The sequence below is a fragment of the Streptomyces sp. FXJ1.172 genome (assembly GCF_001636945.3).
GTDB lineage: Bacteria > Actinomycetota > Actinomycetes > Streptomycetales > Streptomycetaceae > Streptomyces.
The window spans coordinates 618,470-643,094 of the sequence record NZ_CP119133.2 but is presented as its reverse complement, the minus strand read 5'-3'; the positions used below and the strand labels follow the sequence as shown (position 1 = coordinate 643,094).

The window sequence follows — 24,625 nt, the reverse complement described above, 5'->3', positions numbered from 1 at the left end:
GCGATCAATAGCGCTTGTCCTCATGTGCCGAGATCACTCGCTCCGGCGCCTCCAGCGACGGCCAATGGCCCACGTCCGGCAGCTCGAGCAGCCGTGCCCCGGGCACGCAGTCGCGGATCCGCTCGGCGATGTGCGCGCCGGAGACCGGGTCCTGAAGACCCCACACGAACTGAAGCGGAAGGTCTGTCCCCTCGAGCGCCTCGACCCAGCGATCGCGGTACGTCTCACGGTCGCGGACATAACGCAGCAGCAGATGGGAGTTCAGATGTCCGTCGTCACGGCTGTACGTCCGCCACATATCCACGCTGTCGGTCAGCGCGTCGTAGGCGGTTGCGAACGTGACGGCGAGGTCGGTGATGAATCGGTCCAGGTCGACCTGCGCGCTCAGCACGGGGCCGAACTGGGGGTCCAGGAGCCGGCTTTGCGCGTCGGTACGCCGGTGCAGTTCGGGGTAGATGCCGCCGTTCATCAGAGTCATGTCGACCAGGGCCACAGACAGCGAGCCCTCCGAACGTCGTGCGAGCAGCTCCTGCCCGACCGAGCTGCCGTAGTCGTGAGCGACGACCCGGGTGGCACTCAAGCCGTCGTGCGCCCACAGTGCCTCCACCAGATCGGCCTGCTCCATCAGGGAGTAGTCGTGCTCGTGCGGCTTGGCGGACGCGCCGAAGCCGAGGAAGTCCGGCATCACCAGGGTGTGGTTGCGGGCCAGCTCGGGTGCGATCTTGGCCCACTGGTGCGACGACGCCGGGTATCCGTGCAGGAGTGTGAGCGGGGGCCCGCTGCCCATCCGGCGTACGAAGATCATGTGCTCGACGCCGCGCAGGCGGAGAGAGACGTACTCGCCCCCTGACCACCAGGCTTCGACGCCATCGGTTGACCCAGCAGCTGACATTGCGCGCCTCGCTCTCGGCTCACGTGACATGTCTACTCTCCGTGTCTCACGACAGATGCTCACGACAGACGTTCGAGACATATGCTCGATCCGATCGTCGACTCAGTACGCCACGAACGCTGACAACTTCAGCCGCATCTGCTTCTTCGGGTGGCTCTATGCCGTCCAGATCAGTGAGGAGTCGCTCCACGTCGGCGACGAGCGAACCGTAGACCTGCCACGCGTTCAGATCGGTCAGTGCGCCGCGCTCGAGCAGATCGGTCACCGTCGCATGCCAGGTCAGCATGCGATCGATCACTGTCCGCAACTGCCTCCGGGCATCGCCCTGACGTACGTCGGCCGCCACACCGAGAGCGGCATATGTGAGGAAGACCTGCCCTGCCAACTCGAGGGCCTCCCCGTATCGCACTGCGAATCCCTGCTTCAGGCCGTGGTCGGTGCTGTCCTGGTCGAGGCTGTCGGCCAGAGTCCTGGCGATGCCTCGCACCTGGAACGACGCCCTGTGGAGAGCTTCGAAGGTGTATTCGCAGACTGCGGACATGTGCTGTCGGTGCGCGGCTGCGCGGGCGTTCCAGCGCAGGCTCTCAGCAGCCTTCTGCACCTCGTCGCGAGCGTCCGAGACCTGCCGCTCCAGCTCTCCTGCCCTCTCCAGCCAGAGGTGCGCGTGACTCGCAGACCGTCCTTCCCTCACGTCACGGCCCATGTCCCGCAGCAACGTGCCCGTGCAGCGGGCCAGGCCGCGCACGGCGGCGTCGGACTGGCTGAGATACGTCGGTGGGAAGACCAAGGCATTGACCGCGACTCCCACCGTGGCGCCTGCAAGGGTGGAGACCGCGGGGACGACCACATGCCCGACCGGAGCCGCTGCGGCGGCCGTCAGGCTGATCACCGCAGTCGAAGCGACTTGAAGCCGGTCCTCACCGTTACGACGTCCACCGGTGAGCAGCACCACGATCAGGACGGCCACTATGGCTCCGGCGGTGGCCCCCAGCAACCAGGCGGCGGCGACAGCCAGGGAGACACCTGCCACCTGGATCGCCACCCGGCGCGCGGCATGGACCACCGAGCTGTACACCGTGGACGCATTGGCCATGACCAACGCCGTGCCGACGCCGAGGAACTGTTGCTGCCCCGGTAGCCACAAGGCGATGAGCTGCCACGCGAGCACCGCTGCGGCCAGGCTCTTCACGCCATGGCGCAGGACGTACTCACTCTCTCTCGCACGGACCGTACTGATCATTCGCAGCGCGGCCGTCCAGGCCCGCGGCATTACCGCCGTGCTTCCATGCCGCGTGCCGGGGAGAAAATGATCCATAGTGCTGTTTCCGCCGATGGGGTGTCTCGATGGTCGGTCTGGGTGTCATCGGTGTTCAGCGGCCCGCGTCGGCATCGTGGGCAGCGGCGAGCGCCTGCTCCGTGGCCCGCACGAGCACCTCCGGGACGTCCGACGGGGGCAGTACGGCCTCCAGCAGCACCAGGTCGGCCGGATCGGCGGCGCCGGCCAGTGCCGCGCTCAGCTCGGCCGGTGTACTCGCCCGCATGGTGGCCGCCGACTCGCCTCCCATGGCCGCCGGGAGCAGGCTCCAGTTCCATCGGGGAATGTCGTTGTAGCGACGCTCCCCACCGTGGAGTACGTTCTCGATGGTGTAGCGGCCGTTGTTGATCAGCAGCACGATCGGCGTGCAGCCTTCCCGCAGATGGGTGCCGAACTCCTGAGCGGTCACCTGTGCGGAGCCGTCCCCGATGAGCAGGACCGTGCGCCGCCCGGGCGCCGCGAGCTGTGCGCCGAGGGTCGCCGGGAGGGTGTACCCGATGGAGGCCCACAACGGCTGACCGATGAAAGTCGCCCCGGCCGGCAGCCGCATCGCCTGCGCTCCGAAGAGCGAGGTGCCCAGCTCGGCGACCACTATGTCGCCCGGCCTCAGGAAGCTCTGGATCGCCGGCCAGAACGTCGCGTGACGCAAGGCTTCCGCGCTGTCGGAGGGCGTCTCGTCGGCCAGGTCATCGGCTGAGGCCGGCGGAAGATCCGGGCGCGCCCACGACCGGCCCGACTCGGCCAGCACCACGGTCAGCGCACGCACGGCGTCGCGCATCGGCAGGGGAGCGAACACCCGGTCGCCGACGTGGGTGGCGCAGGGCTGTATGTCGATGGTCCGCTCCGCGTCGATACGGTGGCTGAATGCAGTGGTGCTGTCGCTGAACCGCACACCGACCGACAGCAGTACGTCGGCCTGCTCGATGGCGGCGAGCACAGACTTGTCGCTGGCGGCGCCGCAGTAGGTGCCGGTGAAGAAGGGGGCGCTCTCGTCGAGCACGCTTTTGCCCATGGACAGCGTCGCGTTCGGGATCCGGCCGGCAGCGGCCAGCTCGGCCACCTCGGCCCGGACACCGAACCGGTCGGCCAGGAAGTCGGCGAGAAGACCCAGTGTGTCGGCCTCGGCCAGCATGGTGCGTGCGGCGGCGGTGAACTCCTCCAGCACCCGGGCCGATGCCTCTGGCGCGGGTACGAGAAGCGGCTGCTTCGGCGGCTCGGCCGGGCTCGCGGCCACGTCGGTGGGCAGTACGAGGTAGCCAGGACGCCGTTCCCGTTGGCTGGTGGCCAGCACCCGGTCGATCTCGGCGGTCGCGTTGCCCTCGCTCAGGTAGGCCTGGGCCACGGTGACCTCGGCGTGTGCCCGGGCGAAGTGCCGGTAGTCGCCGTCACCGAGGGTGTGGTGGAGCAGCGCGCCGGCCTGTTGTGCCGCCGTGGACGGTGCGCCCACGATGTGGATGACCGGGACGTATTCGGCGTAGGCGCCGGCGATCCCGTTGATCGCGCTGAGCTCGCCCACACCGTAGGTGGTCAGCAAGGCGCCGGCCCCGTTGACGCGGGCGTAGCCGTCGGCTGCGTAGGCGGCGTTGAGCTCGTTGGCGTTGCCGACCCAGCTGATGCGGTCGTGCTCGACGATGCGATCGAGGAAGGCCATGTTGTAGTCGCCCGGCACGCCGAACACGTGCTGGACACCGATCTCGTCGAGCCTGGCAAGAAGGTGGTCGCCAACGGTGTAGTCGCCTGTCATGTCTGACCTCGGTTTCCGGCAGATGCGCCTGTTCCACGGGTTTTTCGCTAACGGTTCGAGCATTTCACTACATAACGGACAAAACTACGGCGAAAACCTGGAGATGCTGAGCCAGGATTTGTGGAATCCACGAGCCTGGGCGCTGTCGGGCCAACCGTTCGCCGCTCACCCTTCGACCTCACGGTTCCACGTGTCGGCACCTCCCCGCCGGCCGATCTTCTGTCCGAGATTTGAGATTTTCACCACTCGGCGCTCTGGATCTACGGTGAAAAGCCAGAAATGCTAGGGTCGAGTTCGTGGAATCCGAGAACCCGGCACTGTCGACGCCCCTCACGGGCGCGGCCCGGAACGCCGTTGCTCAGATCTGCGCGCACATCACCGACGACCTGCCGGCGATCAGTCTCGAGGTCGTCCGGCGAATCCGGGCCGAGATCCCCGACTACGCCGTCGTGCCTACGGAGGAACACCGGGACTTCGTGCTGTACCAGGGCCGCATGCTGTTCGCCGGCATCGCCGAGCAGCGGCCGCCGGGGGAGGAGCAGATTGCCCACGCCCGGGAGCTGGGGCGGCGGCGCGCCGAGCAGGGCCTGCCCATCGAACTCATGCTCGGGGCCTATCACGTCACCTTTCGCGAGGCGTGGAACTTGATCCTGCGGCGGGCCACGGCCGACCACCCCGAGCACGTCGGCGACCTGACGCATCTGGTCACGCTCATCTGGACCTGGATCCGGGTCCTCACCGGCAACGCATCCGAGGCCTACGGCGAGGAAGTCCGGCGCGCTCAGGTCACCCGGGTCACGCTCGCCCACCGGCTGTTCGCCGCGCTCACCGCCGACCCCGTCCAGGTGGAGGCGGCGGCCCCCCTGGCCCAAGCGCTCGGCTACCGAGTCGACGGCGAGTTCCAGGCGCTGTGCCTGCCCGCCGAGGACTGGCAGGACGACCGCACCGAACAGCTGCGCCTTCGGCTGACCGCCCTGACCGGCGAACTCCACTGCGCCACCGCCGGCGCCCGGCTCCTGGTCCTGGGGCAGCGGCACGACCCGGACGCCGTGGCCGCAGCCGCCGCGGCCATCCCGCCGCGGCGGGACGCCACCGCGATCGGCGTCGGCCTGTCCCGCCCCGGCCTGGCCGGGGCGGCGGACAGCATCACCGACGCGACCCAGGCGCTGTCCCGGACGGGCGAACAGTGCCGTGTCGTGTACTTCGCCGACGCCTGGCTCGCCGCCGGCCTCGGCGGGCAGGCCACCCGCTTGGCTCCGCTGTTCACCAAGGCCGTGGCCATGGCGCGCACGGACCCCCACCTGGCCCAGGCCGTGGTCGCATTCGCAGACCACGGCCTGTCGGTGGCCGCCGCGGCCCGCGGGTTGCACCTGCACCCGAACTCGCTGGCATACCGGCTCGGCCGATGGCACGAACTCACCGGATTCGATCCGCGCAGCGGCGACGGACTCGTCGCGTCCCTGGTCGCGCTCCGTCTCTATCAGACGTGACGGAGGATTCCTTCACCCCTGTCTGCCGTGGGGTGCGCGCCACATGTGGACCGAGACATGCGGGCGGACCGAGCGCACAGGTGCCGACCTGACAGCAGGTAATGCCCGCAGGGAACGCTCACGACAATCACGGCGAGGGTCAACGGCGGGTCGGCACGAATATTCCATCGAGCCGAACAGCCTCGCCCGCGCCCGGTCGCGGTAGCACTCTGACCGGAATGCGACTCCATGCCGATTGGCGTAAGCACTACGAGAATTTGTAGTCGAGCTTCGGTGCGTCGCGGTCACGCAAGCCTAGATTGGCAAATGCAGGCAATCGCCCCGCAGTCCGGCGAGGGCAGCCAACCATTCGAAATGGTGTGGACCTCGAAGACGCGGAGACGGTATGGCATGCGGCCTGACGGCCCGGCATACCGAGTCCCATCCACTGCCGCAGCAGAGCAGCACTTCACCGCCGAATTCCCAGAAGGAGCCGTTGTGTCCCGTCTTACCTACCCCGACCGGCAGGACTTTCCCAAGAAACTGCGTGAGTTCCTCGACCAGCTGCCGCAGCACGCGGCATTCGACATGCTGTCGCACTCGCAGGCCACCGTCGAGATCTTCCTTCGGCAGGGCCAGGCGCAGTTCACCCAGCTGGCGCTTTCCCCGCGAGACCGTGAACTGACCATCCTGACCACGGCCAGCGCCACGGACTGCGCATACGAGTTCACCCAGCACGTGCCGATCTCAGCGTCTGTCGGTGTGTCGGACGCCGTACGGGACGCGATCAAGCGCAAGGACTTCAACGCCCCGGAACTCCCCGGCGACGACCGCGCAATCATCCGCTTCGTGGCCGCGGTCATAGCCGCCCCGACCGTTTCCGACGAGATCTTCTCCGCGGTGAAGGAGCGCCTCACTCCACGCGAGATCCTCGAGATCATGCAGGTGACCGGGTTCTACTGGTCCTTCGGACGGGTCTGCACCGTTCTCGATGTCGAGGTCGAGAAAGACCATGGTGATGCCGTGATCGACGCGAGCCGGCGCATGCAGGTACCGGCGCAGTGACGTGACGGTGTCGGCCCGTACGGGGCCGACACCCCCGAGAAGCGCGAGAGGGGCAGGCGTGGAACTTGGAAAATTTCGCCATGCATACTTTGCCTGCGATTTCTCGGCAACACAGATCAAGCCCACCCTCAGTCAGCATGGCAGGCCCGCGGGCAGCCCTCAAACACTTCATGCAATGTCGCGGTGCGACGCTCACCACCCGTAAGGAATCGCACACCATGAACACTGCGAACGCGGAATCGTTCCGTAACGTCACCATCGTCGGCGCCGGCGTCATCGGCATGTCGTGGGCAGCCCTGTGCCTCGCCCACGGTTGTGAGGTCACCATCAGCGACCCGGCTCCCACGACGGAGAGCCAGGTCCGCGCAGGTCTGGCAGACATCGCCCCCACGCTGGAAGAGCTGGGCATGCGGACGGACGACCTGACGGCCCGGCTGCGTTTCGAGGCCGATCTGGCCGCCGCGGTGGCCCACGCCGACGTGGTGCAGGAAAACGGCCCGGAGCGCCTGGAGATCAAGCACCGGATGTGGGCCACCATCGAGGAGAACGCTCCTGCCCATGCGCTATTCGCCACCTCGACCTCGGGTCTTCCGGCCAGCGAGATCGCCACGGTCCTCAGGCAGCCCGAGCGCCTGATCGTCGGCCACCCCTTCAACCCGCCGCACCTGGTGCCTCTTGTCGAGATCGTTCCGGGCAGGCTCACCTCGGAGGAGACCGTTGAGCAGGCACGCGCCTTCTACAGCGCCCTGGGCAAGAAGCCCCAGGTCCTGCACAAGGAAGTTCCGGGTTTCGTCGCGAACCGCCTGCAGGCGGCCTTCTTCCGCGAGTGCGTCCATCTGGTGGCCGAGGGAGTGGTGACCGAGCAGGAACTCGACGAACTCGTCACTTCTTCGATCGGCCCGCGTTGGGCGGTTGCGGGGCCCTTCCAGAGTTTCCATCTCGGCGGCGGTTCCGGCGGATTTGCTCACTTCCTCTCGCATTTCGCTCCCGCGATGGAACAGAGTTGGAAGTTCCTGGGAAGCCCGACCTTCGACGAGGCCACCGTCAAACTCCTGAGCGAGCAGGCAGAGGCCTACCTCGGAGACCGACCCATCGAGGAACTCGCAACTCAGCGGGACCAGGCGCAGATCGCCCTCATGCGTGCGCTGGGTGAGCTTCCGCCCGCTCCCACCCGGTGAGGATCGATGACCTGCACCGGCTTCTGGACGTGGTGCTCGTCGAAGCGATGTGCCCAGGCGAGTAGACGCAGGTGGCCCGCGCTGGTGGTGCCGGTGGTGTGGCTGCCGAGTTCGCGCCCGCGTTCATCGATGGCGGCGAGTTGGTTCACACATGGTCCGGATCTTGGACCGTGTCCCGGCTGCCCGGCTACACGTACAACGCCTCGCTGACCGACGTCAACTGGCTCTCCGAGACTCCCGAGTCAGCCACCATCCGGCGTAAAGTCACAGCCAGCCGCGCTGGGCGGCGGTCAGCCCGGCCTGGAACCGGGTGTTCACCCCGAGTTGACTCATCAGCCGGTGGATGCGGCGTTGAGTGGTGCGTTCGCTCCAGCCCTGGGCTCGGGCGATCGCGGCGTCGGTGAGCCCTGCCGCGAGCAGCGACACCAGTGACCGGGTCTCCTGGTCGGGTTCGCCGGTGCCGCTCTCGAAGCCCCCTTCGGTAGCTGTGCGGTGCGTCAGGGGCAGGGGAACCGCCCGCTCCCACTCCACCTCGAAGAGCGCCTCCAGGGCCACCAGCATCGGTGAGCTCTTCACGAGATACGCCGCCAACTGACCGCCCGGCGCCGAACTGATGGGGATGATCGCGACCCGGCTGTCGCAGATCACGAGTTTGAGTGGCAGCTCGGTACGGACACGCGCCTGTTCACCGGCCCGGACACTGGGCAGGATGTCGTCTGCGAGGCGGCCCGGCCAGGCGACTGCGGCGCGGTCGTAGATCACGCGGTGGGCGACGCCCCGGCGCTGCCGCTTGATCTGCTCATCGAGGTTGCTGCCAGGCCGGTCGACGTAGGGGGGCCGGTCGAAGGCCCGTATCTCACGCTGTGCCTGGGTGGTCATGCACTGCACCGCGGTACTGACATCGGCGCGTTCGGTGAGGAGTTCCACCGCGAGGTCCGGGCTGCTGATCCGGGACGCCTCCCGGTGTGCCTCCATCAGCCGGTGCACCTGCGACCGGGCCTCATCGAGCTGCTTCTCACGGCGGCGGATCAGCGCGGTGACAGCGATGTCGGGGGCCACCGCGGTAAACCGGGGCGGTCGGCCGGTGGCCCGCGTCGCCAGGCCCTCCTTGACCAGATCGGCCAGCTGCCGCGTGGTGGAGGGAACCGACAGTTCACAGGCGCCGGCGAGCTCCGAAGCCGTCGCGTGGGGCGTATGGACCAGCACGGCGTAGACGCGCTCAGTCTCCTCTGCCAGTCCCAGCACGTTGAATGTCATGGCTTTTCCGCCTTCATGTCGCCTGCCCGCCGGCTGGCGGATGTCGGCCACCTTTGTTCCTGCGCCACAGCTGTCCCGTCGACATTTTCCATGTCGTCAAGGAGGGCCTGGTCCGGGGGCCAGGGGGCGTGGCCGGTTACCGTAAGGCCCGCGGGTCCGCGGGCGCTTTGGCGCCTGCGGACCCGGGTGTCGAGCAAGCGGATCGGTTCAGTAGGAGAACTGCTGGATCTGGCTTCCGTCGCCTGCGTACGTCCAGCCCGTCCGGGTCGCCGGGTCGAGCTGCATGACGCGCTCGCGGTGTGTTTCGAGCCGGCCGTTCCAGGAGCCGTACAGGGGGTACTCGACGCCGGTCACCGTACCCACCGTGTTGCCTGTCTTCAGGTCGACGACGGCCATGCGTCCGGTGGCGTTGTTGTCGGTGAAACCGTACTGCTGGAAGCCGCCCATGGGCCTCAGGTCCGGGAACCGGAAGGCGATCAACGCCAGCTGGTGCTCCCCGTCGACGGCGAGCGCGAGGGGCGTCTGAGCCGTTCCGACGTTCACTGGGTCACCGCCGCCGAGCTGCCCGAGGTATCCGGTGCCGGCGAAGTTGACGCTGTAGGAGTGGTACCACGTCTCGTAGAGGTTGCCCTTCTGGTCGGCGGCGAGGTCCCCGGCGCAGGGGATACCGCCTTGGCTCTGGGTGACCGTCCCGGTGTCCAGGTCGACCGCTGCCACCGTGCCGGAGCCGATCGATGCCACGCAGTTGACGGTGGTGCCAGTCTTCTGCGCGGAAAAGAGGCCGGTCGACTCGTCCACGTCCAGCAGGCCGTACGACGTTCTCCCGTCCGGAGTGGGATCGAGCTGGAGCGGTGTGCCCATTGCGCCGGTTGCCGTGTCCACGGGCAGGACGAAGCCTGCCCGGTCGCTCGAACGGTGGGCGAGTACCGCTGCGCGGTGGCGCTTGGCGTCCACCCGCCCGCCCGTCACGACGTACTGGTCATCGACCCGGACGGGGCTGCCGACCGCGTCGCCGGTGCTCGTGTCATACATCTCGAGCCACTGCTCGCCGGTGGTCGTCTGCTTGTGCAGGACCAACGCGTGGTGGGCGGAGTCGACGCCGAACACCTCGTAGATGGAGCCGTACGCGGCGTCGCTCGTCAGGTTGCGGCCATAGGTTCCGGTGGCGGCGTCGTAGTCGTACACCGAGCCTTCACCGGTGGGGCTTTCGACCGCCGCGACGGACGTGCCGCCGGGGACGATCGCGAAGTCGGTCAGGTTTGTGCCGTCTGGGGCAGTTCCGTCGTCGTAGGCCAGCAGGGACGTCGGCGAAGCCTGCCCGACTGTCTTGCCGTGCTGGTTGACGGCGAACACCCGCAGGTCGTAGGCGATCGAGGAAGGGAGCTTGAGCGCGAGGGCGTCGAGGTCCGCCGTGCCTCGCGTGCCCGTGAGTGAGCGGTCGAGCGTGGCCGGGCTGTCCACTCCGTTGTGGTCGAGGGTGGTGCCGTTCTGGTTGCTGACCATGTTGTAGGAGTTGTACATGTTCGGTCCGGGTGCGGAGAACTCCAGCAGCGTGCCGGTGGCGCCCTTGACCCGCGACACGTCGTAGCGCACCGAGAATCGCGGCGCAGCCCGGTTCACCTCCAGCAGGTGACCGAACTCCTGGGATCCCTTCGCAGCCAGGGGCGGCGCCGCCGGGCGTTGCGACGGGTCACCGCCGTCGACCCGGACCGAGGCGAACTCGCCGTACACCGGGCCGCGCTTGGCGCCACCTGCGGGGTTCTGGAGGACACCGATGCCGTAGATGCCGCCGCCGGCGGAGAAGGCGTCGGCCGGGACGGTGACGGTGCCGCGCAGTCCCGCCAGTGGAACGGTGTGGACGGCGGAGAAGATGGGTGCCGACGCGGGGTTCCAGTGGCCGACCTGCGACACGACCAGTTGGGGCGAGCTGACGTTCCGCACGCCGGTCAGGTCGTAGCGCACCTGTACGGAGTGCCCCGCCTCGACCACAGGCTGGACCACCGGGGCGAGTGCTTCGGCGTAGCCGCCGTCGGTGGGGCCGAAGGTCAGCTGGTGAGTGGTGGAGGCCAGCACCTCGTTGCCGTGGCGCACCTCGAAGGTGAGCGGGACCTGACGGTCCGTCGCGGAGACGACCGGAAGTCCGGCGGCGGCCAGCATCTGCGTGGGGGTGAGTCGGATCGCCGGCACAGCGGAGGTGAACACATGGTTCTTGATGCCCAGCGCGTAGCTCACGCCGTCCCGGTCACTCAGGCCGGTGACGTCGGCGCCGGTGGTCACCGGTCCCACCAGGCCCTCACCGGTGGCGCCGGCGCCCGTGCCCGGTCCGGCCAGGTCGATGTACCCGGGGTCGGTGGCCTCCAGGTAGGAGCCACCGAGCCCGCCGATGGTCTGGCGATGCGCCACGGAGAGCCGGACGATCCGGGGCGTGCCCGTGGTCACATGGCTGCCGTGCGCCTTCGCCAGGACCGCCTGCACCGCGGCGGTGACGTCGAGCTGCGGACCGACGTGCAGCGGCTGGTCGATCTGCGGCGCAGTCGGTACGGCCCGGCCGGTGTGCTCCAGCAGCGAGCGGACGTCCTGGGTCGACGGGTGCTGCCCGGTCAGCCGGGAGGCCTGCAGCACGACGGCCGCGGCAGCCGCGATCTCGGGTGCGGAGGCCGAAGTGCCTCCGCTGAGGACCTCCGTCACCGACTGCGCGGTCTGGCCTCGATGCTCGAAGGCGGGGATGCCGTCACTGGGCGCCGAGACGTCGATCCGGGTGCCGAATCCCGAGGAAAAGATCCCGGAGCCGTTGAGCCTGGTGGTCGCCCAGGTCCCGTTGCCCGACGCGGCTGCGCCGTTCTGCGGGGGCACGGCCAGTGTGTCGTCGGTCGTGGTGCCGCCCGCGGCGATCGCGCCGGAGTCCAGGACCTTGCTGGGTGTGGTTGACAGCTGGTCGTCGTCGATCCTGGTGGTGTCGGCGGCCTTGCGCGTCACGTCGGTCGGGGTGCTGCCGCCGTCGGGGCCGACGGCCGCGTTGGTGAACAGCCGGGTCCCGTCGTTCGACGAGACCACCATGGTGATGCCGTACTGCTGCACGATCGACGCGATCACGGACTGCTGGACCGGGTCGTCCTCCAGGTAGCGTCCGGCGAACCCGAAAGCGTCGGTGCCGTAGCCCAGGCTGGCGGTGATCACATCGGGCCGCGGCTGCTGCCGGGCGGCAGCCAGCAGAGCCACCGCGATCTGACTGAACGTCGGCTGCTGCGGGACGACGAGCCGGTAGTCGGCCCCCGGGGCGATGCCCAGCAGGTCCGAGTTCCCGCTGCCCTGCATGCCCGGACGCTGCAGGTCGTGCGGAAGCGGCGCCATCACGGAGAAGTCCAGCAGCACCTCACCCAGCGCTGAGTCCTGCCCCCGGGTCGAGCCGGTCGGGTCGAGCGCGCCGGTCGCGTCCGCGGTGTAGGTGGGGATCAAGGGCATCGTGGGGATGTCCAGGTATCGCCGGCCGTTCTGGACGACGGTTGTCGGCCCCGCGGGGCCGAGGTTCGGCGTCGACGCGTCTGTGAGGTCGCCCACCGAGACGTTGGTGATGGTCTCACCGGCGCCGGGCAGTTGCTGGAACTGCTGCTTCAGCAGGCTGTAGGCGCCTGTCGCGTCGACGCCGCCGGCGTTGAGGAAGCTCTGCAGCGAGGTGCCGAGAGCCGCGTTGCCGGGCACACCGTCGGTGCCGGTCGCACCGCTGTCCTGCTCCCTCGCCGACGAGTCGGCCTTCCCTGCGGTGGCGCCCACTGAGGAGGGAAGCGGCACGGCGCCGGTGTTCATGGGGGAGACGGTCCGGTCGGGCTCGGCGTAGACGACCCCGGGTGCGGCGGCCAGCGTATGAGCGGCAGCCGAGGCGTCGCCGCCGGCCAGCTGGACGACCTGGACCTTGGACAGGTCGATCGCCGCGGATCCCAGCTTCGCCCGGGCGGCTGAGTGCAGCTGCCGGGCCTGGGCGGCGGTGAGACCCGGCACCAGCGGCCGCATGGAGACGGCGTGAGTCCGGTGGAGTGCGGAGTTGACCGCGGTGTCCGAGGTCAGCGGGGTGCGGATCTGCAGACTGCGCTGCCTGCCCAGCGACTTGCCGGTCACGTGAGTGGCCGAGCCGAGCACCACAAGGACCTGGTGCGGGCCGTTCTTCGCCGACTGTGCGGGCATGGGCTGCTGGAACGAGCGCCACGGACCGAGCGCCGAGGACCCGGGTATGCCGGGCAACGCGCCCCTCGAAGCCGTACCTTTCGCACCGGAATCGATCGCAGAAGTCTTCGCTCCGGTGGCCGACGCGTACTGCTCGGGTGCGGCGAGCAGTACGGCCGCACTGGCTATGGCGAGGCCGCGAGCCAACGCTCGTCTCCGCCGTTTCATGGGCACTCCACTTCTTACAAGCGAACTCGGGGAAAGCAAAGACACGGCGCTGCCCCCGAACAGCGCCCACGCTGCGGGGAATCTTTCAACCTGGCAAAGCCGCCACAAGATGAGCAGGGTGGCGTACTTCTGCCAACCGGCAGGAAGTCGCCACCGAAACGGCGAAGCTGTACGGCATTTACCGGCTTTGAGTCTGTGTTGTCGACATGATGTCGGTAGCTGATGGCAGCCAGGGCGTTTCACTGCGCGCAGCCGGTGGTCGAGGCCCGTTGGCCCTCTTTTGTGTCACGACGCACCGTCCGGCGGTTGCACGCCCTGATCGTGCCCGCCGACGTTCGGCAGCCGCAGCCCGCCGCGGTCTCGGCCGGCCACCCCGGTTGCCGACGGCATCATCACGTTTTCCCATGCCGCAGAGCCGACCGGTCTGCGGGTGCTAGCGGTGGTTTGTTGACGGCGGGTGGGTGTGGGAGTAGGTCGTAGACAGGGGCCTCAACTACGCTCTGGGGGGCTTGAGATGACGAAGCGGTTGCCGTGTCCGCCCGCGCCGGGTCCGTTGGAAGCGTACGCCGCCCGCTTTGACGATCTTTTCTCCACGTTGGCTCAGCGCCGGGGGTTTCGCGAGTACCTGGCCGGGCTGCTGCTGCCGCGGGACCGGAACAAGACATTGACCTGCCTGGCAGGTACGGAACCCGTGGTCGGCGCCCAGCATGCGGCAGCCCAGCGGCTGCAGTTCTTCCTCTCCGAGTCGACCTGGGACCAGGACGCGGTCAACGCCCGTCGGCTGGAGCTGCTACTGGCCGACCCGGCCACTGCCCCGCACCCGGGCGGGGTGCTGGTCGTCGACGACTCCGGAGACCGCAAGGACGGCAGCGCGACCGCGCACGTGGGCAAGCAGTACCTCGGCTCGGTCGGGAAGATCGACCGCGGCGTGGTCACGGTGACCACCTGCTGGGCGGACGAGCGCGTCTACTACCCACTGCACGCCGTCCCCTACACCCCCGCCCACCACTTCCCGCACGGCGAGAGTGATCCCCAGTTCCATACGAAACTGCAGATCGGGGCAGTCCTGGCCCGTCAGGCCGCAGAGGCAGGGGTGTCTTTCAGAGCGGTGGCAGCCGACTGTGCCTACGGCGACCACGACAGCTTCCGCCGCGAACTGTCCGCCGCCCACCTGCCGTTCGTGATGGCCCTCAAACGAGGCCACGGCAGCTGGCAGTACAAAGACGCCTTCCGGCCGGTGGATGCCGCCCGCGAACTGGCCTGGTGGGGTCCCGAGCAGCCCGGCGACTGGCAGCCGGTCACCCGCGCTTTCCGCGACGGCCGCACCACCACCTGGTGGGCCGCCGATGCTTCCTTGGGCTGGTGGGGACCCGACGGCGCGATCCGGCTGGTCGTGGCCACCACCGACCCGGCCACCCTGCCCGAGAACTCCACCTGGTACCTGGCCACCAACCTGCCCCGCCCCGGCTCACCCCGCGAGCAGCGCAGCCGGCACCCGGCCGCCGACCTCACCGAAGTGGTGCGGATCTACGGGCTGCGGCACTGGGTCGAGCAGAGCTACAAACAAGTCAAGGACGAACTCGGCTGGGCCGACTTCCAAGTCCGCTCCGACACTGCGATCCGCCGCCACCAGGCCCTCGTGAACTGCGCGTTCAGCTTCTGCTGGAACACCTGGTTCGCTCCGCCCCCGCCCTCACCAACCCAGCAGCCACTCGGGCCTGACACCCTGCCAGGCCCGTTAGAGAGGGGGAGAACCCGAGTCCCAGCAGCCCCGGCCGGCCTGCTGGCCCCAGGCACTGCGAGCCGTCCGTGGCTGGCTGACGCCCTGGTCCACGCTGCAACGCTACTGGCGAGCATGGTCGGCGAAGCCCCCGCCCGCAGCACTCCAGGAACTGATCACCACCGTCGGCAGCGGCAGACCTCTTGACCTCTACTGCCCGAGCTAACAAACCACCGGTAGTCCCCGTCCTGGGACGGGACAGGCGTGGCCTGGTGGTAGTACATCCGCCAACCCATCTCCTTGCCCAGCCTGCGCCACAGCGAGTTCCGGAGCGCCCGCCGGCCCCCGATTGTGGTCTCGTACGTCAGGTGCACCACACCGGGAGCCAGCACGACACCCGTCATACCTGAAGGCACATACCGAGGACCCTCCTCGGAGTTGCCGGGCAGATCCGGCAACTCGGCCAGCATCTCCTCGTACGACCACCGCCGGCCCGAGGCGCCGACCCCCACGAACTCCGGGTCCAGCAGTTGCCTGGCCTCCGCCCGCGACGTTCGCACGCTGGGATCCATGGGCCGCAGCTCGCCCCTGACCGCCTCTTCCACCTCATCCGCTTCAGCACGCACCTCTGCATCATCGCCCCTCCCACCGGGCTCACCGCAACCACATCACCCAACGCTCAGTGCCCAAGCGGATGATCTGGCCGCGCTGGCCAACGTCCTTGCAGTAGATGGCACCGGGCGCCCTCAACCCAGCACCCAAGCACTGGAGGGTTCCAACCACCACAAAGATCATTTCGTTGGGAGTTCTAAGCTTGTCATTTTAGGTCCGGGGTCGAACGTGACTCGAACTTGATCAGCGTTTTCGCAGTTCAGCGGACATGAAGGCGGCCTCCGTCTGATCCTGTGCTCCGTCACAGAGGCAGAGGAACCAGCACGAAGGCCGTGGTCGTGAGTTTGGGGCATCAGGACGTCCTGCGGGATGCGTTCGCGGAAGTGTCACGCTTCCGGACGGAGTTGTACGGGTGTCTGACCGCGCGGGGCGACGCGCTGTTCGAGCTGTGCGACGCGCTGCTGTGTACGGATGGGCCGGTGCGAACGCTGGTCGATCTGGCACTCGCGCCGGAGCACCGCCGCGGGCACGGGGCCCTGTACGGCGGTCTCAATCGGGGCCGGATCGACGTGGCTCGGCTGCGTCGCGCGCTGGGCTCGATGCCGTTGCCGAGGGCGGCGGACGGTCGGATTGTGCTGGCTGCGGACGTCTCGCCATGGCTGCGGCCGGACGCCAACACTTGCCCTGACCGGGCCTTTTGTTACACGTTCGGCCGGGGCGAGGGTAAGCACCAGATGGTGCCCGGCTGGCCGTATTCGATCGTGGCCGCGCTGGAGACGGGCCGGACGTCGTGGACGGCAGTGCTGGACGCGGTCCGTCTGGAGCCCGGCGCGGACGTCGCCGCGGTGACCACGGTCCAGCTCCGCGAGGTCGTCGAGCGGCTCGTCGCGGCCGGCCAGTGGAAGCCAGGCGACCCGGAGGTCCTGGTGGTGCTGGACGCCGGATATGACGCACCACGCATCGCTCACCTGCTGGGTGACCTGCCCGTCGAGATCCTCGGCCGGCTCCGTTCCGATCGCGTGATGCGGCGACCGACACCGCCGCGGGTCTACGACCCCAGGGGCGGCCGACCGCCCAAGCATGGCGGCGAGTTCGTCTTCGGCGACCCCAGCACCTGGGGCACCGAGCAGGCCGTGACGGTCACGGACACCCGCCTCTACGGGAAGGCGACCGCGCAGGCGTGGGACCGGCTGCACCCGAGGCTGACCCGGCGGGCGGCCTGGATCGAGTACGACGGACCGCTGCCCATCATCGAGGGCACCGTCATCCGCCTGGCCGTGGAGAAGCTACCCTCCGGCGGGGTGAACAAGCCGGTCTGGCTGTGGTGGTCGGGCACCGGTGCCAGCACTGCGGACGTCGACCGCTGCTGGCAGTCCTTCCTCCGACGTTTCGACTTGGAACACACGTTTCGCCTGTTCAAGCAGACACTTGGGTGGACCAAGCCCCGGCTTCGCAGTTCGGAAGCGGCCGACCGGTGGACATGGCTGGTGATCGCCGCCTATGCCCAACTCCGGCTCGCCCGACCGCTGGCCACCGACCTCCGGCGCCCCTGGGAGAAGCCGGCTCCGCCGAACAGACTCACTCCCGCCCGCGTCCGGCTCGGGTTCAGGAACCTGCGCACGAAGACCGGCTCCCCGGCGGGCGCACCAAAACCATGCCGGCCCGGGCCCGGCCGACCGCCAGGTTCGATGAACCGTCGCACGGCCACCCGCCATGACGTGGGCAGAGTCCTCACCACCGGCGAGGCATACAGCCGCCCCGCCCACCACAAGAAGGGCACCAAGCCCAGGCGGACCGTCACTGGACTGTCAGATCAGACGTCTAAGGGCGCGTCGATACAGCAGTGATGCCGGACTCTCTCAGCTTGCGGGCCAGGCGTTCCATCTCCGGAAGCGTTCCTGAGTAGTCACCGTTCACCACGCGGCGCAGCACGGCCTTGGCGCTCGTCAGGTCGATACCGAGCTCAGCCCGCAGCACCCGCATGATGGCGACGCCCTTGGCCGACGGACTGCTCACCTGCAGCCTCGCGGGACCATGCTCGGAGAGCATCTGATCCCGCCGTTCCGCCGGCACGTCACCCCCGCACACGGCTACTGCATATCCACAGGCAGAACACGTTGACTCAACGTCCCACCGCAAGCGGCCATCCACGAGGGCCTGAGTCCCCCAACACTCCAGCGCTGCACCGCAGTCCTGACACACCGCGGAGTACCTGACAGATTCGAAAACCGCCTGCTCCATCCCCACCCCCAACGGAGACGAGGTTAAACGACAAGCTAAGAGGATGTTCCGTTTGAAGACAGGATAGTTCATTGGCTGTGCCAAGTTATGGGTGTTTCGCCGGTTGCTCGTTTCGCGAGGTTGGAGATCATAGCGAGGCGGATCATGCTCTCGGAGTGAGCGGGTTTGGTCTCGTAGTCACGGGCGAGGCGGCGGTGCATCATGATCCACCCGAAACTTCGCGACCGGACCATTCGACGTCGTGTCAAGGAGTGGTCTGCCAGGGGTTTTCGGAACAGGTCCACGCCCTCGCCCTGAAAGCGTGCGACCGTTTGGTCGGCCTCGGACTGTATGAGATCTTGGTGGATGGCTGCATCACCCAGGCCCCCACCGGCGGAGAGAAGGCGGGGTGATCGCCGGTCGACCGGGGTAAGCAGGGACGGAAGCGCTCCGTCGCCTCCGACGCCTACGGTATTCCGCTCGGAATCGTCTCCGACGGAGCCAACCGGAACGACTCACCCCTGCTCGGGCCAACCCTGCAAGCGGCGAAGGCGCAGCTCGGCCCGCTGCCGGAAACGGTCAATGTCAACCTCGACCCCGGATACGACAGTGCTAAGAGGTCATCTCATTTGGCGCATTCGATAGGCTCCGGGTGTGGGGATCGTTGAGCGGCTGGTGCCGGATGAGCTGTGGGAGTTGTTCCAGCGAGTGGTGCCGGAGGCGCCGAGTCGGCCTCAGGGAGGCGGCCGGCGCCGGCACGGTGACAGGGAGGTGCTGGCTGCGATCGTGTTCGTGGCCACGTCGGGCTGTACGTGGCAGCAGCTGCCGGCCGCCTCGTTCGGACCGTCGGGACCCACGGCTCACCGGCGTTTCACCGAGTGGTCGAAAGCCCGGGTGTGGGCGAAGCTCCATCGCCTGGTCCTCGACGAACTCGGCTCCCGGGGTGAACTGGACTGGTCTCGCTGTGCGATCGACTCGGTGAACGTGCGGGCCCTGAAAAGGGGGGCCTGACAGGTCCGAATCCAGTAGATCGAGGCAAGTACGGTTCGAAGATCCACTTGATCACCGAACGGACCGGATTGCCCATCTCCATCGGCATCTCCGGCGCCAACCTGCACGACAGCCAGGCCCTCGAACCGCTCGTTCGCGGCATCCCGCCCATCCGCTCCCGTCGCGGTCCGCGCCGACGACGGCCGGCCAAGCTCCACGGCGACAAGGGCTACGACTACGACCACCTGCGCCGATGGTTACGCCAGCGCGGCATCCGGCACCGCATCGCCCGTAAAGGCATCGAGTCCTCCCAGCGCCTGGGACGCCACCGCTGGACCATCGAACGCACCATGGCCTGGCTCGCCGGATGCCGCCGCCTGCACCGCCGCTATGAACGCAAGGCCGTCCACTTCTTGGCCTTCACCAGCATCGCCTGCACCCTGATCTGCTACCGCAGACTCACCAAATGAGATGACCTCTAAGACCCGTGCCCTGATAGCCGAGTTGGGGCTCACGGCCGAGATCGCGGGTAAGGGAGCGCCAGCCCCGATTCAGGCCAGCAAGCGCTGGGTCGTCGAGCGCACGCACTCGTGGATGAACGGCTACGGCAAGCTCCGGCGCTGCACAGGGGGGAAGAGCGGCAGCGTCGTGGACCTCTACGTCTACCTCGCCGCCGCTCTCATCACGCTCCGCATGCTGATCCGCCGGGCAACGAGCCGCTGCCGCTGGGACGGCCGCCCCACCCCCCGACGCCTCAGTGATCCAATTCCGGCCGGTCATACGTGGGCCTCCGCACAACGAGACACGTTCTACCAGGTGGAGGGAACCACCGGCCCCCGGGCGATCAGGACGTCGGCTTTGTGGTGCCAGCCGAGGGAAAGGTAGAGACGCTGTCCTTCCTCGCTGGCAATGAGAAGACCAGTACGGGCACCCTGGGACACGGCCGCCTCCGCCAGAGCGCTCATCATCGCGCGACCCAGGCCGCGTCGGCGGTGCGCTGTGTCCGTCTCGATGCGATCGGCGATCGCATCGCCGCCGACCACGGCAATGGAGCCGCGCGCTGCCACCTCTCCGGAGGGGGCATGGAGGGAGACGACCGTGACTGGTCCCTCCGTGCGCACCTCGCGCTCGTACGGCGCGGCAGGCGCGTGCTGCGGGTGCCCGATCAGATCGGTCGTCATGAACCACTCTGACCGCTTGAGCAACTCCAGTCCGGCGGCGCCGACGATGGCTTCGACTGTGCCTGGGCGCAGCGTAGGCACAGTGAGCCAGGTGATCTGCCGTGCGGCGGCGACGGCTGCCGCCAGCCGTGCTACGGACTCGGGTTCCTCGTCCGCACGCAGCGCGAACACCTCTACCTCGCGGCCCGGTTGGTCGCACTTGGACCGTAGGCCGTCCCCGGCGGGCTCGACAGGCTCGGCCTCGGGCAGAGAGCGGGCGACGGTCCAGCCGTCCAGCCAACGTCGTATTAGCCCTGATTCGATCTTCGTCATCCGGCGATTAAAGCATGACCGCAACCGGTGAGCCGGCGAACATCCGTCCCCCGTTGTTCGCCGCCGCCAAACGACGCGAGTAGTCGTCAAGACCTGTGGATCAGTTGATTGCTTCAGGCTGCGTGGGCGGCGCGGCCTGAAGGTGCTGGACGGCCTCGGCCGCGGTGTAGGGGGAGGCGAAGGTGAACGCGCGGGGGGACGGCCCGTGCGCCCGCAGGTCCGCCAGCCGCTCCAGGGCCTCGTCGACGGTCGGGAGGTGACCGGCGGGGACCCACCAGAGCACCAGGTGCGCCTCGACGTGCCGTTCAAACCATTCGCGGCGCCGCTGCATCGCCCCTAGGTGCCCGCTGCGGTAGGTGAAGTGCCATAGGGCTTCCTGGGTCTCCCACACCGACAGGGTGACGATGACGTTCTCGCCCGCGGGGCGCAGGCCGGTGGCGTCGGCCGCCCCCTCCTCCACGAGTCGCCACACGAAGCCGGGCGCGGCGTCGGCGGAGGCGTTGACCGGGCCGAGCATCTCGACGAACGGCGCCGTGCGCGGATCGTCGAGGGGGTGGCGGAGCGTGGCGACGTTGAGGTGGGCGAGATGGGCGGCATGCGTGGATGCGGTCATGGTCTCATCCCAGCACGGCCGACTTTTCTATGTCAATCGACATTGTTTTTAGAAGTCTCGACCACCACGCAGCAGTCACCCGGCCGGGCGTCCATGCGAGCGTGGACGGGACCGTCCATGCCGAGCAACCCCTCCAGCAGCGCGAGATTCATGCCGCAGACGAGCGGTGGGAAGCGTTCGGCGACTGCATGGAAGGGGCAGTTGCGCATACGGACAACGCGTGCGGCTGCCCCGGTCGCCCCCTCGGCGCCTTCCAGGCGCGGTTCGTAGCCGCGGGCGGCCAGTATCTCCACGGCCTGTTCGAGGCCGCCGCAGGGCGCAGCCGAGCCGCGCAGGGCCTCGCCCCGGCGCCGCGCTGCCGCGCAGAGTTCGGCGTCCAGCCCGGCTTGCTCGGCGGCCGCGGCCAGCAGCTCGGCGGCGGTGCGGTAATCGCGGGCGGGCAGCGAAACCGACCGCTCGGCCCGCGCCCGCGTATACACCTTGGCGGGACGGCCCGCCCCCGGCCCCGAGCGGCCCGTCAGGCGGCGGCTGCCGCTCTCCAGCAGCCCGGCCTCGGCCAGCCTGTCCAGATGGTGCGCAGCGAGCGTGCGCGCCACCCCGGCCGCCTCGGCGGCCTCGTTGCGGCCGACCTCGCGGCCCTGCGCCGCCACGTACTCGTACAGACGGCGCCGCACCGGATCCTGCAACGCCGCAATCGCGTCGATGTCCTCCACCCGGCCATTCTAGGAACAACACAGGTTGGAGATAGAACGGCGGGACGCGACCCCGGCCAGTGTGCCCGACTCCATCACGTACTGGCGCAGGCAGAACAAAGTCAGCGCCTCCAGCGGCCTGCCGAGCGAGGCGAGCGCGCGATGGAGGTCCGGCACCCACAGCTCGACGTGATGCAGCGTGCCGTGCGACGGCCGGCTCATGCGGCCCCCGCCTCGGCACGTTCGACGAGCCGGCCGCGTTCGAAGCGGGCTCCGGCCGGACGAGGGCGACGAGGTGGGGTGCGTTCACGGCCCGCCAGCGGGCCTGGGCAGACTCGACGAGCTTGAAGACCATCGCGAGCGCAGCGGCGCGGGAGCCGGCGCCGCGGGTGACGTCAGTCTCCTGGGTCGGACTTCTTGCGCGAGACGGAGTACCGGTCGCGGTACCGGGCCGCGGCCGGCGGGTTGATCGCGAACACCTTCCGCTTGCCGGTCCGCAGGACCGCGACCAGCAGCCCGCGAGATGTTTCGATCGCACCCCGGCTCCGCCACATGTACCTCGTTGATCGGTCCCATACCTCGCGCACCACGCGCCGATGTCGGGTGAGGTTCTGGGGCACCGACGAAACGCCTTCACCCACGGGTGTTGGTCTTTGGCGGCGGCGGGATTCCCACGTTGGTGGAGATCGTTGCGCGTGAGGAGCGGGTGAGTGGCGCGGGTGCTTGGCGTCTGGGTACCGGATCAGGTGATGCGGTGTCCTCCATCGACGTGCAGGACGGTTCCGGTGATGAATCCGTTGTGTATCACCGACAAGAATGCCTGGGCGATGTCGTCGGGGGTGCCGACGCGGCGGGCTGGGAGTCGCGCGGCCAGCTCGGTGAAGGCTGCCTGTTTGTCCATGCCGAGTTGGTCCCAGATGGGGGTGTCCACCCAGCCGGGGGAGATGACGTTGACTCGCACGGGCGCCAGTTCGATCGCCAGCCCGCACGCCAGTGACGCGAGCGCGCCGTTGGCCGCGGCCATGATGGTGTTCGACCCGTTCGGCCGGTACGCGTTGATGCCCGAGGTATAGGTGATCGAGCCGGTGACTCGCCCGGCCGCGTGCTTGCCGACCAGCCAGGCACCGAGCAACTTGGTATCCATGATGGCACGTGCGGTCGCGGTGGCGACGTCGGAGGTCCGGCCGTACACGCCGGTCGCGTCCGCAGCGGTGACCGCCACGTGCTCCACTCGCTCCACCTGTGCGAACAGTTCGGCCACCTCCTCCTCCCGCCCCATGTCGGCCGTGATCGTGCTGATCTTCCCGTGACCGGGACGTTCCAGTTCCGCCCGGGCTGTCGTGAGCCGGTCCGTGGATCGGCCGACGATCGTGACATTCATGTCCTCGGCGAGCAGAGTCCGGGCCAGGGCAAGGCCCATGCCGGAGCCGCCACCGATGATGATCGCGTCAGTCATGTTGCGAGGCTGCGCCGCCGGGCCGGTTCCGGGAAGGCCGTGTGATTCCTGGGTGTGACACGGCCACCCAGGAGCTAATCGGCCGGTGGCAGACTCGACGCCGTGAACGCGATGGCCGAGTTCCTTCGGATACGGCGCGGGCGGATCGGCCCGGCCGACGTCGGGCTGCCCACCGGGCCGGGCGCCCGGCGCACACCCGGACTGCGCCGCGAGGAGTTGGCCGCGCTGGCCGGCGTGAGCGTGGACTACTACATCCGGATCGAGCAGGGGCGGGAGACAGCGCCCAGCGACGCGGTACTGGGCGCGTTGGCCCGGGCCCTGCGGCTCACCACCGACGAGCACGCCCACCTGCTCGGCCTCGCCGACCAGGCCGCCGGGCGGACACCACGCCGCTGGCCAGCCGACCCGCGACCGGCCAGCCCTGGCTTGCGGCTGCTGCTGGAGTCGGTCCGGCCCAGCCCGGCGTATGTGTTCGACGACGTCAACGACGTGCTGGCCGCGAACCCGGAGGGCCTTGCGCTGATGCCCGGGCTCAGCGACTGGCCGCCCGCACGGCGCAACACGATCCGGTACACCTTCCTGCATGCGGCCGCGCGCGCCCTTTTCGCCGACTGGGACCGGGTGGCACGCAACAGCGTCGCGCACCTGCACACCCGAACTGACCGCCCCGGAGCGGACCGCCGCGCTGGTCGCCGAACTGGCAGCGGCCAGTGGCGAGTTCGCCGCTCTGTGGCGCCGGCACGAGGTATGGGTCAAGCGGGCCGGTGAGACCGCGTTCCGGCACCCGGTGATCGGCCCGATCACCCTCGCCAACGAGGTGCTCAGCCCCGCTGGCGGCGGCCAGCGCATGCTGATCTACCAGGCCCCGCCTGGCACGGCCGAGCATGATTCCCTGGTCCTGCTGGCAATGGCCACCGAGGGCGTGGGAACCCCGTGAACTGGCAGTCGAAGACGTGATCTGACGAGCAGCAGCCGCTGACACCGCGGCTGACCAGCCGTGTGACACCGCGAATGAGAACCAATCTCTGAGCCTTCGCCATCTTCGAACGCGCTGGTCGGAGGGGCTGGTGTGGCGTGCGTCGGGGTGCTCGAGCTGGTCGTAAGCAAGAGTCGGCAGTCTTGATCGTCTGACGGATGACAGCGGTGCGGCTTCGCCGGTTCCTCCGCGTCGCAAGCCCGGCTGCCGAGGTCGGGCGGCGAGGCCTTCTGCGTGCAGCGGTCAGCCGCCGGTGAAGTCGCCCGGTCCGTGCACTGCGGCAGGCTGGGCCAGGCTGACGGTGACGTCGCCGGGGGCTCGCTGGATGACGTGCGTGAACCCGAGCCCGGCGACCGCGAACCCGGCCAGCGCGACTGCGGCGACCATGCGCCGGAACAGCGTCGAATGCTTCATGACTATCCCGTTCTCTGGGGGCGAGGGCTCCAGTGTGCAGAATGGCTGGGGCGGACGAAACGGCTCCACCAACAGGATCCAACCGGAAGCCTTGGGGTGGCAGTTGGTGGCGGACAAGACTGGCATGTACCCC

General features: G+C 68.6%; 19 protein-coding genes and 6 pseudogenes. 9 read left to right on the top strand and 16 right to left on the bottom strand.

Features of this window, described 5'->3' with window-relative positions; translation table 11 throughout:
- Positions 1–4: 4 nt before the first annotated feature.
- The 3 genes from A6P39_RS03145 to A6P39_RS03135 all read right to left on the bottom strand — a co-directional run bounded on the left by A6P39_RS03145 (position 5) and on the right by A6P39_RS03135 (position 3,951).
- Positions 5–805 (bottom strand): alpha/beta fold hydrolase, encoded by an 801-nt coding sequence (locus tag A6P39_RS03145; protein WP_159396187.1) that lies wholly within the window; start codon positions 803–805, stop codon positions 5–7.
- A gap of 133 nt (positions 806–938) precedes the next feature.
- On the bottom strand, positions 939–2,207 hold the full coding sequence (locus A6P39_RS03140) for an FUSC family protein (protein ID WP_159396188.1): 1,269 nt from the start codon (positions 2,205–2,207) through the stop codon (positions 939–941).
- 55 nt (positions 2,208–2,262) lie between these two features.
- Positions 2,263–3,951, bottom strand: coding sequence for an alpha-keto acid decarboxylase family protein (locus A6P39_RS03135; RefSeq protein ID WP_067054481.1), 1,689 nt, complete (start codon positions 3,949–3,951; stop codon positions 2,263–2,265).
- Between the two features lie 296 nt (positions 3,952–4,247).
- Between A6P39_RS03135 and A6P39_RS03130 the strand changes: the two genes are divergently transcribed.
- From A6P39_RS03130 to A6P39_RS03120, 3 genes are all read left to right on the top strand, one after another.
- Positions 4,248–5,441 (top strand): PucR family transcriptional regulator, encoded by a 1,194-nt coding sequence (locus tag A6P39_RS03130; RefSeq protein ID WP_067054485.1) that lies wholly within the window; start codon positions 4,248–4,250, stop codon positions 5,439–5,441.
- A gap of 306 nt (positions 5,442–5,747) precedes the next feature.
- Positions 5,748–6,485 carry a carboxymuconolactone decarboxylase family protein gene (locus A6P39_RS03125; protein WP_159396189.1) on the top strand — a complete coding sequence of 246 codons (738 nt, stop codon included), beginning with the start codon at positions 5,748–5,750 and terminating at the stop codon, positions 6,483–6,485.
- A 65-nt stretch (positions 6,486–6,550) separates the two neighbouring features.
- Positions 6,551–7,663, top strand: coding sequence for a 3-hydroxyacyl-CoA dehydrogenase NAD-binding domain-containing protein (locus tag A6P39_RS03120; protein ID WP_331454084.1), 1,113 nt, complete (start codon positions 6,551–6,553; stop codon positions 7,661–7,663).
- Between the two features lie 264 nt (positions 7,664–7,927).
- On the opposite strand, the gene A6P39_RS03115 is transcribed toward A6P39_RS03120, so the two are convergent.
- Both A6P39_RS03115 and A6P39_RS03110 read right to left on the bottom strand, forming a co-directional pair.
- Entirely contained in the window at positions 7,928–8,920 is a 993-nt protein-coding gene (locus A6P39_RS03115; protein ID WP_067039413.1) for a helix-turn-helix domain-containing protein, read from the bottom strand.
- Positions 8,921–9,127: 207 nt separating this feature from the next.
- The gene (locus tag A6P39_RS03110) at positions 9,128–13,306 is read right to left on the bottom strand and encodes a S8 family serine peptidase (RefSeq protein ID WP_107304208.1); all 4,179 of its coding nucleotides are present in this window, start codon (positions 13,304–13,306) and stop codon (positions 9,128–9,130) included.
- Positions 13,307–13,820: 514 nt separating this feature from the next.
- Between A6P39_RS03110 and A6P39_RS03105 the strand changes: the two genes are divergently transcribed.
- Positions 13,821–15,233: an IS701 family transposase gene (locus tag A6P39_RS03105; RefSeq protein WP_067039411.1), complete on the top strand. Its 1,413-nt coding sequence runs from the start codon at positions 13,821–13,823 to the stop codon at positions 15,231–15,233.
- On the opposite strand, the gene A6P39_RS03100 is transcribed toward A6P39_RS03105, so the two are convergent.
- Positions 15,203–15,598: a nuclear transport factor 2 family protein gene (locus A6P39_RS03100; protein WP_199840668.1), complete on the bottom strand. Its 396-nt coding sequence runs from the start codon at positions 15,596–15,598 to the stop codon at positions 15,203–15,205. The two genes, A6P39_RS03105 and A6P39_RS03100, sit on opposite strands and share 31 nt — an antisense overlap.
- Before the next feature lie 378 nt (positions 15,599–15,976).
- Here A6P39_RS03100 and A6P39_RS03095 point away from each other — a divergent pair, with 378 nt between their 5' ends.
- Positions 15,977–17,485, top strand: coding sequence for an NF041680 family putative transposase (locus tag A6P39_RS03095; protein WP_067039416.1), 1,509 nt, complete (start codon positions 15,977–15,979; stop codon positions 17,483–17,485).
- On the opposite strand, the gene A6P39_RS03090 is transcribed toward A6P39_RS03095, so the two are convergent.
- On the bottom strand, positions 17,460–17,687 hold the full coding sequence (locus tag A6P39_RS03090; protein WP_234378715.1) for a hypothetical protein: 228 nt from the start codon (positions 17,685–17,687) through the stop codon (positions 17,460–17,462). The two genes, A6P39_RS03095 and A6P39_RS03090, sit on opposite strands and share 26 nt — an antisense overlap.
- A gap of 260 nt (positions 17,688–17,947) precedes the next feature.
- Positions 17,948–18,127 (bottom strand): annotated as a pseudogene (locus A6P39_RS03085) (IS5 family transposase); the annotation flags it as partial.
- Between A6P39_RS03085 and A6P39_RS03080 the strand changes: the two are divergent.
- From A6P39_RS03080 to A6P39_RS03070, 3 genes and pseudogenes are all read left to right on the top strand, one after another.
- Positions 18,090–18,490: pseudogene (locus A6P39_RS03080) on the top strand (IS5/IS1182 family transposase); the annotation flags it as partial. The pseudogenes A6P39_RS03085 and A6P39_RS03080 sit on opposite strands and share 38 nt — an antisense overlap.
- A 28-nt stretch (positions 18,491–18,518) precedes the next feature.
- Positions 18,519–19,318, top strand: a protein-coding gene (locus tag A6P39_RS03075) for an IS5 family transposase (protein ID WP_275883977.1) whose coding sequence is annotated in 2 segments (ribosomal slippage) — positions 18,519–18,854 and positions 18,857–19,318 — 798 coding nt in all. Because the reading frame shifts where the segments join, the coding sequence is not laid out codon by codon here.
- 4 nt (positions 19,319–19,322) lie between these two features.
- Positions 19,323–19,604: pseudogene (locus A6P39_RS03070) on the top strand (IS5/IS1182 family transposase); the annotation flags it as partial.
- Between the two features lie 53 nt (positions 19,605–19,657).
- Here the strand turns inward: A6P39_RS03070 and A6P39_RS03065 are convergent.
- From A6P39_RS03065 to A6P39_RS03035, 7 genes and pseudogenes are all read right to left on the bottom strand, one after another.
- Positions 19,658–20,341 carry a GNAT family N-acetyltransferase gene (locus A6P39_RS03065; RefSeq protein WP_067046203.1) on the bottom strand — a complete coding sequence of 228 codons (684 nt, stop codon included), beginning with the start codon at positions 20,339–20,341 and terminating at the stop codon, positions 19,658–19,660.
- 100 nt (positions 20,342–20,441) lie between these two features.
- On the bottom strand, positions 20,442–20,954 hold the full coding sequence (locus A6P39_RS03060) for a DUF3291 domain-containing protein (RefSeq protein ID WP_067046205.1): 513 nt from the start codon (positions 20,952–20,954) through the stop codon (positions 20,442–20,444).
- A 32-nt stretch (positions 20,955–20,986) separates the two neighbouring features.
- A complete protein-coding gene (locus A6P39_RS03055; RefSeq protein ID WP_067046207.1) occupies positions 20,987–21,667 on the bottom strand; it encodes a helix-turn-helix transcriptional regulator in 681 nt (226 codons plus the stop codon).
- Positions 21,668–21,676: 9 nt separating this feature from the next.
- Positions 21,677–21,868 carry a hypothetical protein gene (locus tag A6P39_RS03050; RefSeq protein WP_067046209.1) on the bottom strand — a complete coding sequence of 64 codons (192 nt, stop codon included), beginning with the start codon at positions 21,866–21,868 and terminating at the stop codon, positions 21,677–21,679.
- Positions 21,865–22,046 (bottom strand): annotated as a pseudogene (locus A6P39_RS03045) (IS256 family transposase); the annotation flags it as partial. The pseudogene A6P39_RS03045 and the gene A6P39_RS03050, both read right to left, overlap by 4 nt.
- A pseudogene (locus A6P39_RS03040) lies at positions 22,045–22,179 on the bottom strand (IS110 family transposase); the annotation flags it as partial. The pseudogenes A6P39_RS03045 and A6P39_RS03040, both read right to left, overlap by 2 nt.
- A 209-nt stretch (positions 22,180–22,388) precedes the next feature.
- A complete protein-coding gene (locus A6P39_RS03035; RefSeq protein ID WP_067046211.1) occupies positions 22,389–23,102 on the bottom strand; it encodes an SDR family oxidoreductase in 714 nt (237 codons plus the stop codon).
- Positions 23,103–23,213: 111 nt separating this feature from the next.
- Here A6P39_RS03035 and A6P39_RS03030 point away from each other — a divergent pair.
- A pseudogene (locus tag A6P39_RS03030) lies at positions 23,214–24,039 on the top strand (helix-turn-helix domain-containing protein).
- 282 nt (positions 24,040–24,321) lie between these two features.
- Here A6P39_RS03030 and A6P39_RS03020 read toward each other — a convergent pair.
- A complete protein-coding gene (locus tag A6P39_RS03020; protein WP_159396062.1) occupies positions 24,322–24,492 on the bottom strand; it encodes a hypothetical protein in 171 nt (56 codons plus the stop codon).
- Between the last annotated feature and the right edge of the window lie 133 nt (positions 24,493–24,625).

Excerpts from the sequence above, each read along its gene's own strand:
- A6P39_RS03145 (WP_159396187.1), bottom strand. The coding sequence starts at position 805 with ATGATCTTCGTACGCCGGATGGGCAGCGGGCCCCCGCTCACACTCCTG.
- A6P39_RS03140 (WP_159396188.1), bottom strand. The coding sequence starts at position 2,207 with ATGGATCATTTTCTCCCCGGCACGCGGCATGGAAGCACGGCGGTAATG.
- A6P39_RS03135 (WP_067054481.1), bottom strand. The coding sequence starts at position 3,951 with ATGACAGGCGACTACACCGTTGGCGACCACCTTCTTGCCAGGCTCGAC.
- A6P39_RS03125 (WP_159396189.1), top strand. The coding sequence starts at position 5,748 with ATGCAGGCAATCGCCCCGCAGTCCGGCGAGGGCAGCCAACCATTCGAA.
- A6P39_RS03115 (WP_067039413.1), bottom strand. The coding sequence starts at position 8,920 with ATGACATTCAACGTGCTGGGACTGGCAGAGGAGACTGAGCGCGTCTAC.
- A6P39_RS03110 (WP_107304208.1), bottom strand. The coding sequence starts at position 13,306 with ATGAAACGGCGGAGACGAGCGTTGGCTCGCGGCCTCGCCATAGCCAGT.
- A6P39_RS03105 (WP_067039411.1), top strand. The coding sequence starts at position 13,821 with ATGACGAAGCGGTTGCCGTGTCCGCCCGCGCCGGGTCCGTTGGAAGCG.
- A6P39_RS03100 (WP_199840668.1), bottom strand. The coding sequence starts at position 15,598 with ATGGATCCCAGCGTGCGAACGTCGCGGGCGGAGGCCAGGCAACTGCTG.
- A6P39_RS03090 (WP_234378715.1), bottom strand. The coding sequence starts at position 17,687 with ATGCTCTCCGAGCATGGTCCCGCGAGGCTGCAGGTGAGCAGTCCGTCG.
- A6P39_RS03065 (WP_067046203.1), bottom strand. The coding sequence starts at position 20,341 with ATGACGAAGATCGAATCAGGGCTAATACGACGTTGGCTGGACGGCTGG.
- A6P39_RS03060 (WP_067046205.1), bottom strand. The coding sequence starts at position 20,954 with ATGACCGCATCCACGCATGCCGCCCATCTCGCCCACCTCAACGTCGCC.
- A6P39_RS03050 (WP_067046209.1), bottom strand. The coding sequence starts at position 21,868 with ATGAGCCGGCCGTCGCACGGCACGCTGCATCACGTCGAGCTGTGGGTG.
- A6P39_RS03035 (WP_067046211.1), bottom strand. The coding sequence starts at position 23,102 with ATGACTGACGCGATCATCATCGGTGGCGGCTCCGGCATGGGCCTTGCC.
- A6P39_RS03020 (WP_159396062.1), bottom strand. The coding sequence starts at position 24,492 with ATGAAGCATTCGACGCTGTTCCGGCGCATGGTCGCCGCAGTCGCGCTG.